We start from the raw sequence: 4,272 nt of genomic DNA, 5'->3' as shown, positions 1-4,272 counted from the left end.
CCATTGGTTCAACCAAATGGTATCGGACACTGATCGTCCGTGGGTAGTAGGACGCGGTGATCTCAACAGTATTGATGAGAAACGCCATGAAATTTGTATTAAGACTCGTCTGAGTAAAGAAGAAGCCAGAACGGAGATCATCAGGATGGTAGCTCAGGCCAGGTGGCAGGCATCCGGTCTTTCCCTGAAGCCGGATCAGTCAGACGATATGCTCACTCAGTCACTGTACCGACACTGGCAGCAGCGCTGGTTTAATCATGGGTTTAGCCAGACGGGCGTGGACGTTAATAGCGTGTTTCCCCTGACGAAAGAGCAAGAACAAACGCTGAAAACACCGGCTTGCCAGCCTTATCTTCGGGAAACTGATCGGCGGCTAGAGGCATGGAACGCCAATGAGGTTCAATTGTGTCCGGCACTCTGGCATCAGATAAGTGATCTGCCGAACCATTTGATGAATGATTTTATTAAAGAAGCATCAGCTGGCAGTGATGACGCTCCTGAACCAGGCATTCCAGAAGCTTTGGAGAAACAGGCTGAGGCATTGGATCGAACAACGAACTATGAGGCTCTGGAGATCCCAAAAGGTGAAATTCATAAAATTTTTGATACGCATAACCATTCTCCCAGGATGTATCGCTGGCGGGCAAAACATGTTTATGTGACTGCTGAGGGTGATATCAAAAAGATCAATCTTGATAGTCACCACCTTCTGGGGGTAGAAACCCTCATACCTGATCCGTTACCAGAGTATGGCCAGGAAATTGCATTAACCGGAGATCAAACGCTGGCGACCCTTGAGCTGTCATCAGAGAATGGTGAATATCCATTGCCCAGCCTGACGCCTCACGAGACTATCGTGGCTCTGCGTATTGAGCACGGTTTGCCGTTCAAGCTGATCAGGGATCGATATACCGGGCTTTACACACTCTTTATTCCACAGGCCAAAGCCCACCAGAGTATTCAATGTACTTATGTCGTAGAACCCGGAAAACCGGGGGGAAATGCACGTACTAAAGAAGTCCGGCCAGGACGATCAATACCTTTTGACGCCCAGTGTACAGAGGGTATGAAAAACGTACTGAAAGAGCTGTTTACAAATATTGACCGACACCCAACCGAAATGAAGGAGCTTTTGCAAACAATCAATGACACTAAAGACACCAGGCAACGAATTAACGCAATCACGGAGTATTGCAAACAGTTTTCCGGTGACGCTGAACCAGAAGCCAAAGAAAATTTCTTTCGTTTCCTGGTAACACGGCGACAAGGCAGCTGTCGTCATCGTGTGCCTGTTTTTATCGCTTTTTGTCGTTATTTTGGGATTTCATGTCGGGAAATTTCCAGTCGTGTCCACTGCTTTGCTGAGTATTCTGTGGATAGAGGCCAAACCTGGGAATCAGTGGATTTGGACGGTGCGCCCGGTGGGACAACAGAAATCACACCTGCTTTCCAGCCCACAAGAAAGGTCCCCGCTTCCAGCAGTGAGACAAAGAAGACTCTGCATCTCCTGAAGGAACTCCTGAAAGGGGCTGATTTAGCACAACAGCAAACCCTGGCTAAAGCCTGTGGCATGAGCCTGAAGGAACTGAACAACGCTTTTGTGGCAAACACTGCATTACCAAAAACCAATCTAAGTACTTTCGAAATAGTAAGGAACCTTTGGAAGGAAAAAAATTTAACCGGTTTTTCCATGGGCTTCTCAATGTTGGAGTTGCTGGAGACAAAAACATTGAGTTGTTTCGTGGAGGAATGTATCGATTTTTTGGTTTGCGACGATAGTCATCTTCATAACCCTCTGCCAGAGGCAGTAAGACAAATCTTGTCCAACAGCGATGAAGATCAGGTCACAGGAAAACTCAAGTTTCTTCATTCAAAAATGATTGTTCAGGGCGGAGTAAGCCCTACGCACTGGTTACGTCTAATTGTGGATATACTGAAGCACATTGACTTAACCAGACCTTCGGTTATTCAATTTGCCCGTAAAACTCTGGAATCGTGTTGGCTGGATTCACCGCCGATCTATAAAGGCCATATTGTGGGTGCTCATCAACAGCATCAGATATTGGTGCGCCTGGAAGACGTCGATGAACTGAAGGTAGAAGCCGCCCATTCTCTGAAAAAGTGGTACCGGATGTTCTTGTCCAGAGAAAAAAATAGCCAGATATGGCGGTTGGTTTATAGAAAATACCAAAATATAAACGATGAAGCCTGGTTCGTGACTCATTGTCATGAAGGGTTTTCGCCATTCCTGGAAGGTAAGATTACCCGTTCATCCTTACAGATCGCCTGGACGGGCGAACCCCAGGGAGTTCCGAATGTAGAACGAATGCTGGTGCACCAACCCGCGTTTTCGAAATTGAACTCTGGCAAGGAGAACCACCGTCCGGTGATTATTCTGGGGCGACCTCTCTGGGAAGGCATCATTTGGAAAAAAATCAATGTTCTGTGTGATCGAGAAGTTGAGAGCAGCCCGGACTTGAAGCAATTATCGGAAAAAATCAAACTCAATGCCTGTGATGTGTCATGGTGGGATCAAAGGCTTTTGGATGATTTAAAATTCAAATACAAACTAGCGATTCAGCTGGCCTTCAGTTATTACCTGTATGAAATGACGCACTCAAAATCTGGTTCTTTAACGTATTGCTGGGTCAATGCCTCTATGGCGGACACCATCAGTATAGAGAGATACGTGGACAACTATGGCGCTCATGATCCATCCTCACCAGAAGAGCTATTTGCCATGATGCATGAAATTATCAGCCCCCACCGGCTTGAGAGGACTCTCAGGGATACCCACTTACGGCAGGCACTCAACGCCAGTAATGCCCTGGTGCTGAAACCCAATGAGCTGACAATAATTGCTGAAGAGTTTTTAAACAGCGTGAATTTGAATTCGATTTACGACTCATTGATGTAAAACCAGGCAGAATTTTTTCTCTGTTTACCACACTTCATGAATATTCCATAAGGGCGTCGCATTTTGATAGTTACGCGTGTCTATCCAAATGGAACTTTCATCCAATCTGAAAGTCAGAGGGTTAAACAATTTCAATACAGTCCTTGAGATGACATGAAGGAGATCGACTATGGATGGTTCGATTGGTGGGGCAATGAACAAACGTGCTCTAACTCTAAATAGTGGCGTGTCTGATATCGCCGTGTCTGATGGTGGTGTGCCAGATAAAAGAGCAAAGCTGGAGTCATCATCAAGTATGAAGGTAGAAATTTGCAATCAGTTGACCTCCAAACTAACCATATCACCACCTCCGATTGCGTCACCTGACAAAAACAGAACCGTATCCTCAACGGATTCCTTGCTCCCCGGTGCCTCTCATTCCTTCGATTTTCGTTTTGTCGCCGGCGATGATGAGGTTCGACAGCTTTTAGTGGCTCGGGCCGGCGATGAACATCGGGATGTCACCCTTATCTCCCATCCCGATGACCTCTCACAGGCTAATCTGGTGACCCGCTTGAGCATTGCCGAGGATGGTCGCCACTCTCTGCGTTCAGGCAAGCTGTTTGAAGGGACACAGCCACTCACTCTGGTGATGGATATCCGCAAGCTCACCAGTGAGGAGCTTCCGAAATTTAACGATTTACTGGACCCGGATAGCCCCTGTCTCTACGACAAAGCCAGACAGAAGAAGCGCCCTCTGGGTGAGCATGTTGCTTTGCTGGTTGTGGCAAACCCTGAGCAGTTGGAATTGGTTGGTCAGAGTGTCAAGGCTCCGGGCGCTGATTTCTGGCGGCGAATTAATCGACCGGAAAATACCTGGCAGTTTGATGCACAGAGCGACGATGGCGGAGCGATGGACATCAGCAAGGTTCCTCCGGTATTGGCTGAACTCCCCGGCGCCGAAAGCGCTATGGATGACGACAATACCGTTTTAATTGACTGCCACATGCACACTAACTGGCGACACTTGCTTTTGGGTGGACCCGGAGTAGATAAACAAGGACGAATCCAGCATATCCCCGGCAGGCTTGAGTCATTAAGAGCTGGACAGCGGGTGATTCTGAAAGGGGCCGACTGGCAGGATCTGGCCTTTGAACAGGCAATTCGACAGATACTTGCGCAAAAGTGGTACGAGAGCAATGGCAAGCTCTGTCAGTTACCCGACGATGTTCAGTTTTATCAAATGCCCCTGGAGAAGGACGAGCTTCATTCACTGTTCCGTAGCTTGTCCCACTCCTGTGTCAAAGAGCTCCCATCAGCTCCCCCGATCATCATTAACCAAAGTAATATTTCGGGATGGCTGAACCCGATTGCCA

The 4,272-nt window shown here is 47.6% G+C and carries 2 protein-coding genes; both read left to right on the top strand.

Features of this window, described 5'->3' with window-relative positions; all coding sequences use genetic code 11:
• Window positions 1-2,917, top strand: a 2,917-nt coding sequence (locus KDK17_RS16485) for a transglutaminase domain-containing protein (RefSeq protein WP_257288565.1), incomplete at its 5' end; no start/stop codon positions are given.
• A gap of 169 nt (window positions 2,918-3,086) precedes the next feature.
• Window positions 3,087-4,272 (top strand): hypothetical protein (locus KDK17_RS16480; RefSeq protein ID WP_257288564.1); only part of this gene is annotated, 1,186 nt, incomplete at its 3' end.

Source organism: Endozoicomonas sp. SESOKO2 (assembly GCF_024606245.1).
Lineage (GTDB): Bacteria > Pseudomonadota > Gammaproteobacteria > Pseudomonadales > Endozoicomonadaceae > Endozoicomonas_A.
The sequence above is the reverse complement of the archived record's forward strand: the minus strand, read 5'-3'. Positions and strand labels throughout refer to the sequence as shown.